This is a genomic window from Mammaliicoccus sp. Q-M61 (assembly GCF_022386055.1).
GTDB lineage: Bacteria > Bacillota > Bacilli > Staphylococcales > Staphylococcaceae > Mammaliicoccus > Mammaliicoccus sciuri_A.
The window spans coordinates 43,088-50,363 of record NZ_JAJNJL010000014.1 but is presented as its reverse complement, the minus strand read 5'-3'; the positions used below and the strand labels follow the sequence as shown (position 1 = coordinate 50,363).

The 7,276-nt window shown below is 34.2% G+C and carries 5 protein-coding genes; 2 read left to right on the top strand and 3 right to left on the bottom strand.

Features of this window, described 5'->3' with window-relative positions; genetic code table 11:
• On the bottom strand, nt 1–2,140 hold a 2,140-nt coding region (locus LQ677_RS13825; protein ID WP_239749049.1), incomplete at its 3' end, for an NEAT domain-containing protein.
• Nucleotides 2,141–2,337: 197 nt separating this feature from the next.
• Nucleotides 2,338–3,339 (bottom strand): NADP-dependent oxidoreductase, encoded by a 1,002-nt coding sequence (locus LQ677_RS13820; protein WP_239749048.1) that lies wholly within the window; start codon nt 3,337–3,339, stop codon nt 2,338–2,340.
• 258 nt (nt 3,340–3,597) lie between these two features.
• Between LQ677_RS13820 and LQ677_RS13815 the strand changes: the two genes are divergently transcribed.
• Together LQ677_RS13815 and LQ677_RS13810 are read left to right on the top strand one after the other, a co-directional pair.
• Entirely contained in the window at nt 3,598–4,977 is a 1,380-nt protein-coding gene (locus tag LQ677_RS13815; protein WP_239749047.1) for an amino acid permease, read from the top strand.
• 97 nt (nt 4,978–5,074) lie between these two features.
• Nucleotides 5,075–5,362, top strand: a complete 288-nt coding sequence (locus tag LQ677_RS13810; RefSeq protein ID WP_037590620.1) for a putative quinol monooxygenase — start codon at nt 5,075–5,077, stop codon at nt 5,360–5,362.
• Between the two features lie 410 nt (nt 5,363–5,772).
• On the opposite strand, the gene LQ677_RS13805 is transcribed toward LQ677_RS13810, so the two are convergent.
• Nucleotides 5,773–7,266 carry a CoA transferase gene (locus tag LQ677_RS13805; RefSeq protein ID WP_239749046.1) on the bottom strand — a complete coding sequence of 498 codons (1,494 nt, stop codon included), beginning with the start codon at nt 7,264–7,266 and terminating at the stop codon, nt 5,773–5,775.
• Between the last annotated feature and the right edge of the window lie 10 nt (nt 7,267–7,276).

Sequence of the window (7,276 nt, the reverse complement as noted above, 5' to 3'; positions counted from 1 at the left end):
GAGTCGGCTCTGGTGTTGGTTCTGGCATTGGCTCCGGTGTTGGCTCTGGTGTTGGCTCCGGAGTCGGCTCTGGTGTTGGTTCTGGACTTGGCTCTGGTGTTGGTTCCGGTGTTGGTTCCGGTGTAACAGCAGCATCGCCTAAGTCTTGAATTCTGACATGGTAAGCACCTTCGTAATCTACATTTTCTGTAACGAGATGAATTTTAATGATTGCATTATAGAGTTCTTGACCTTCTACAATAGGGAATAAGATTGTTCTTGTATCTTTTTCACTATCTTTATCAATAATAATAGGACGTTTATATCCATCTTCACCTTCTACTTGGAAATCTTTCCACATTGAATCATGTTTTAAAGTAACAGCTAACATCTTCTTACCGTCATATTCAACTACTTTAGCAGGATGTTCAACTTCGAAGTCCATATGCGATTGTTCATCTTTAGAACTATGCAATACTTTAAAGTTTCTATCTTTTGCTTTTGACATATCTACATTTGTAACGGGTGCTTTTTCAAATTCTGTTACAGCAGATTTTAATTCTTTATCTAATTTTTCTTTAAGTACTTTTAACTCTTCTTGAAGTTGTGCTTTTTCATCATCAGATACTTTATTGATTAATTTTTCAAGTTCACGAACTTTATCTTCTAAAGTTATCGCTTTGTCATATTTCTCTCTATCTTTTTGTTTCTTATACTCGTCTTCTGTAACATAATCAGAAGCGTCTTTAGTAATTGGTTTAGCAAATACGATATGACCAAGTTCATGTTCAGACTTTTCGCCAAATATTAATGAAGAACCTTTTATTTTTAATTCTTTCGTGTTCTCATTAACTTTAACTCTAATAGTTGCGACTTCATTTTCTGTATCAAATGATACAACGTCGTAGTCTAACTTTTTATCACCATCAAAGAGGTCAAACTCAACCCATGTAGAAGGCGCATCTACGCGTAACTCTAATACTGGTTGATCACCATCAAAAATCACACTTGCTGGGTCTTTAATCATAGCCCCATAGTAGAACATTTCTGAATCATCTTTAGGGTTGATAACTTTAAAGTTAATTGGTCGTTTTTCACCATCAACTTTTTTATTATGAATGTCTTTGTTTTTAACATCTTCTCTTAATTTTGAAGTTTCTTCTTTTGGCTTTTCTGGTTCTACTTTTGGTGCTTCTGGAACTGCATTATCAAAAATAACACGTGTTGTATATTTGTTATCATAGTTAATAAAAGGTACAACGATATGTACTTTTGATGTAAGTTCTGAAACGCCTGATGGTACTTCAACTTTAACAACACGTTTATCATCATTTTCTTCTAATGTTGTCATATTAAGTTTTTCATCACCATTATATAATTCAAACATCTTCCACCAGCTAGGATGTAATAATGTGAAATTCAAATAGTTTTTCCCATTTTCTTGGCTTAATTTTGATGGATGTTCTAAATAATCATCCATTACAGATTTTGCATCTTCTGTTTCTTTCTTAACGATAAATCCAAAGTCTTGTGCTTCATTTTCTTCAGATACAGCACTTTTCTCTTTATCATTTGTTGCTTCACTAGTTGCAGTTGAACGTGTTGGTTGAGCAGTAGCTGTTTCTTCAGTTGCTACTTTGTCTTCTGATTCATTCGATTCTTTAGATGAAGTTAATGCTTCCTCGTCTTTAGATACTGTCGTTTCTTTATTTGAAGCTGGTGTTTCAGTTTCTTCTTTTACTTCAGTTTCTTTATCTGAACTTGTTTCATCTTTTGTAGCTGTTTCTTCAGAAGCTGGTGTTTCTTCAGAAGCTGGTGCGGAGTTTGTATCTTCCGCTTCAGTCACTTCATTTTCTTCAGCTACATCAGTATTAGGAGTAGCTTCTTTATCTGTATTTTCTGATTCTGCTGATTCTGCTGTTTCAGTAGCTGTAGCATCGTTAGCTTCTGATGGCTCGCTTTGACTATCATCTGTAGCAGTCGCCGCTTCATTTACTGTATCAACTTTATCTTCCATTGCATTAGCTGTTTGACCTGCTCCTAAAAACAAAGTCGCACCAATTGCAATTGAAGCTATCCCTCCCGACAATTTTCTAATTGAAAAATGATGTTGTTTCTTGATTGTAGAACGATTCTTGTTGTTTTCTTGCTGTTTTGTCATATTCATCTCTCCCGTATTTTAAAGTCGATAATGATAATCGTTATCATTTGTCAATTCAAAATTATACCATCTAATCAAAAATTTAGGAATATATAAATGGATATTTTTGTCATTTTTTTGACAGATTATACTCGTCTAAATGAGTCCACAAAAAAATCAGCTTAGGACATGTTCATCCTAAACTGATTTAACCTTATTTATTCAGCTACTTTAATAACTTGTTTACCAAAATTATCGCCTGTAAATAACTTACGGAATGCATTTGGAATTTGGTCAAATCCTTCATCTATAGTTACTTCGGATTTAATTTTCCCTTCTTGTACCCATTGTGCTAACTGTTCACTTGATTCTTTAACATCTTCATTAAATTGTGCAACAATGAATCCTTGCATCAATGCTTGGCTTTTAATCAATGTTTGTTGAATACGTGGTCCAATATCTTCGCCTTTAAGATTATATGAAGAAATTGCGCCACAAACTGGTATACGCGCAAATTTATTTAAATGTTTAAACACTTCATCTGAAAGAGCACCACCAACATTTTCAAAATAAACATCAATACCATTTGGAACGGCTTTTTCTAATGCTTCAGCAAAGTCATCTTTCTTATAATCTATACCTTCGTCAAAGCCTAATGTTTCAGTTAAGTAATTTACTTTCTCTGATCCGCCTGCAATGCCTACTACGTGCGCACCTTTCAACTTAGCAATTTGTCCTACGACAGAACCAACCGCACCAGATGCAGCTGAAACAACTACTGTTTCACCTTCTTGAGGTTTACCAATTTTCAAGAGTCCTTGATAAGCTGTCATACCAGGCATTCCTAGTACACTTAAATATAGGTATAACGGTACTTCAGTTGACGGAATTTTAGTAACATATTTTTCATTGATTGTTATATATTTTTGCCAAGGTAAAATACCTGTTACAATATCGCCTTCTTTAAGACCAGAAGCATTTGATTGAACGACTTCTGCAACGATATGGCCGTTAAATGGTTTATCTAATTCATAAGACTGCGTATAACTTTTAGAATCATTCATACGTCCTCTCATGTATGGATCTACAGAAACATATATTGATTTTAATAATACTTCTTCATTATTTGGTTCTTTCACTTCTATTTCTTCATAACGAAATACATCATCTTGAGGGATACCTTCAGTTCTTTTAGCTAATACAATTTGTTCATTTTTCATGGATTATCCTCCTCATTTATAAAAAACAATTACTTACTTTACGCTTGTCAATATTAAACGTGATTATTGAGTGAGTCAAACAGTCTGTTCAAAAATTGATTTATCTAAACTTTTATCATATTTTATTTAAAATTCACTAAACTTTCAAATTAAATACATAATAATTCCTTTTTAAAAATAAAATTACACTAATAGAATTATTTAAACATATAGAATTTTTAGACAAATCTCTGTATAATTGTCTGCCGGAGGTGCAACATGAATCAATTTTTCAAGAAGAAAGAACACCTTTCTTCTCAATCAAATAAAAAACTTAAACAAACACTCGGCGCTTTTGATTTAACCATGCTTGGAGTCGGAGCTGTTGTTGGTAGTGGTATTTTTATCTTACCTGGTGAAATCTCCTCTACAATAACTGGTCCTGGAATTATGCTTTCATTTATTATCGCTGCAATCGGATGTGGTTTAGCAGCTTTATGTTATTCTGAATTTTCATCAAAAATTCCACAAGCTGGTAGCGCCTATACATATAGTTATTATGTTTTTGGTGAAGGTATTGCTTGGATATTAGGTTGGGCATTATTACTTGAATATGGCTTAGCAATAGCAGCAGTCGCAAGTGGCTGGTCTTCATATGTCGTTAACTTATTATCTGGTATGAATATCCATGTCGTAAAAGCTTTATCTGGTTCATATGACCCATCTAGTGGTCATTATTTTGATTTACCAGCATTTATTATCATTATGATCATTGGCGCATTATTAATTATTGGCGTAAAAGAATCTACGCGCATCAATAATATTATGGTGATTGTCAAAATAATGGTCGTCCTACTCTTTATAATAGTAGGTATTTTTTACGTTAAACCTGATAATTGGAGTCCATTCTTACCATTTGGTTTCAATGGTGTGTTAACAGGTGCTTCAATGGTGTTCTTTGCATATATTGGATTTGATGCAGTATCATCTGCTGCTGAAGAAGTTAAAAATCCTCAAAAGAACATGCCAATCGGAATTATTGGTGCATTAACGATTTGTACGATTTTATACATTATCGTTTCAGCTGTACTTACAGGTGTCGTACCCTATCAAAATTTAGAAGGTGTTGGCGCACCAGTTGCTTATGCATTACAATCCATTAATCAAAATTGGATAGCTGGATTCCTGTCACTAGGTGCAATCGTTGGTATGACAACAGTTATCTTCGTCATGTCTTATGGCGGAACGCGTTTAATATTCGCGATGAGTAGAGATGGTTTACTTCCAAAAGTCTTCTCTAAAACGAACCAAAAGCAAACTCCCGTACAAAATACTGTCATTCTCACATTATCTATGGGAATCGTATCAGGTCTTGTACCTTTATCAGAACTCGCTTCATTAATTAATATCGGTACTTTATTTGCATTTTGTACCGTTTCAATAGGCGTTCTGTTCTTAAGAAGAAATCGTACATTACCATCAGAAGGCTTTAATGTACTTTTATATCCTGTATTACCAATCGTATCCTTTATCATCTGTTTATACTTGATGACAAACTTAACACGTACAACTTGGGTAGCATTTATTATATGGTTTATTTTAGGAATTATCATGTACTTTACGTATGGAATAAGACACTCAAAATTAAGAACCAAATAAATTTTTCAATTCCAAGATTTCAAAATTTACAATTCTATCACTTTCTGTCATGATTCAAATATAGAAATCAAATTGATAGAGAGAAAGAGGTTATCTTATGTTAATCATAAATGCGAAGTTTGAAGTTCAAGCACAAGCAGTTGAACAATATGAAGCATTGATTAAAGATTTAGTAGCATCATCAAGACAAGAAACAGGAAACATCGGTTACGAACACTTCAAATCAACTGAGTCAGACAATACTTATTTAATGTATGAAATTTGGGAAAACCAAGAAGCTATAGAAGCACATAATAATAGCGAACACTTCCAACAATTTATTAAAAGTGTCAAACCATTATTAGCCGGACCTTCAGATATTAAAGTAAGTGCAAGCAAAGAATAGAACTTACTCGTAGCTGAAGAACTTTATATATAAACGAATAAGCATATCACTAATCTGAGTTTCTCAGATTAGTGATATGCCTATTTTTTGTGTGATTACGATGGGCTAACTTCCATTATTTCGAATTCTGGTAGTTAGAATGCTGTAACTTCCATTATTCTGAATTCTGGTAATTAGAGCGCTGTAACTTCCATTATTCCGAATTCTGGTACTTAGAACGCTGTAACTTCCATTTTTCTGAATTGTGGTAGTTAGAATGCTGTAACTTCCATTATTCTGAATTCTGGTAATTAGATGGGCGCTCACTTAGAGACATTTCTCAGAATTATGTCCCTAACGACGCCTATTACAGACATTTCTCAGAATTCTGTCCCTAACAACTCCTATATCAAACTAAATTCTACCAATTTCTACTTCCAAGCTGGTTTATCTGATCCTCTGACCATCATGACTGTATCGTAATGTCCTGGTGTTTCACTCATTTCTACTTGATCTGTCACACCTACATATGTTCCAAGTGGTGTTTCTGCTTCAAATTGTTCTGGTGCTACGGCACGATGTTCTTCATTACTATTTGCTACTTCTTGTGCATATGCTTTATCAAATATACCTAAAGACATTAAATACGCAGACACTTTACTTAATGATACAGATACACTATAACTACCCCCTTCTACTGCTCGTCTTTCTAATGCTTTAATTGTACCGAGTTCTAACAACCATGAAATAACATAATCATTTACAACAACAATTGGTGGCAATGCGGGTTGTTCATCTGTTCCTTCTAAACTCATGACACCTGTGACACTTCCTGCCGTCTGATCAAATCCATTTCTATCTGACCATGGTCCAGCATGTCCATGTAAATTAACAGAAGCATGTATGATACCTGGTTTCTTCTCTGCTAATGCTTGAGCTGTCACATTGTATTTTCCCATAAATCCATGTCTTTTATTAATGAAGAATATATCTGCATCACTTAACAATTCATCAAATTTATCTCTATGTGACTGTTGATTTGTAATATCTAAATAAGTTGAACGCATTCCGACATTAGAAGTTAAATACATAGTTTCTACTTCTAACTCAGTTGGTCGCCATACATTGAGTACGTCTGCTCCGTGTAATGCTAAACCTCTACCGAGTCCTGCTCCTGCAATAACATGTCCCATTCCTAATACTCTTATACCACTTAATGGTTGTTCTGGGTTCTCAGTGAATGGTATCGGTTCAGATTCTCCTATTTTCTTAATTTCAATGAGTTCTGATTCTGCAATATATTTAAACTGTTCTTCTTCAACAAACTCTTCAACAGAGCGCACGAGCGGCATCACGATACCTTTTTTAGAACCCGCTTCTTCTAGTTCTTTACCATTCCACTGTTTTATCGCTTTAGTAACCGCTTCTTTCGTTCCGCGACAATCTAATAAATCCAATACATGTTCTTTAGCATTTGGATAAGGGTTTAATGGCATTACCCATCTATTATCTTTCGTTTCATAAAAATTAAATCTAAATGGTGTATGTGGATCTTCTTGACCTTTTGCTGGAAATCCATTTAATGTTTCCCATTTTCTTTCATAAAAAGGTGATAATCTTTTTAATGCTTTTCTTATATCGACATGTATGTCTTGTCCTTTACCACCTCGAACTTGCCATAAATGCGCTAAAGCGACTGATTTAGCTGCCAATCCTAATCCTGCTAATCCGGCAATTCGTAATGTACTTGGTAACACTGGATCTTTACCATAGAATGTAACATTACCACCACTATCTGCAGTCGTATAACCAACTGAATTAAGAATTTCTTCTAAAGCTGCTTTTAAATCAAAGTGGTCGTCAGTTACTCTATTCTGTTTATTATTTAACAACGTTTCTTTCAACATTTCGGCATCTTGTTTCAATTTGTTCTCC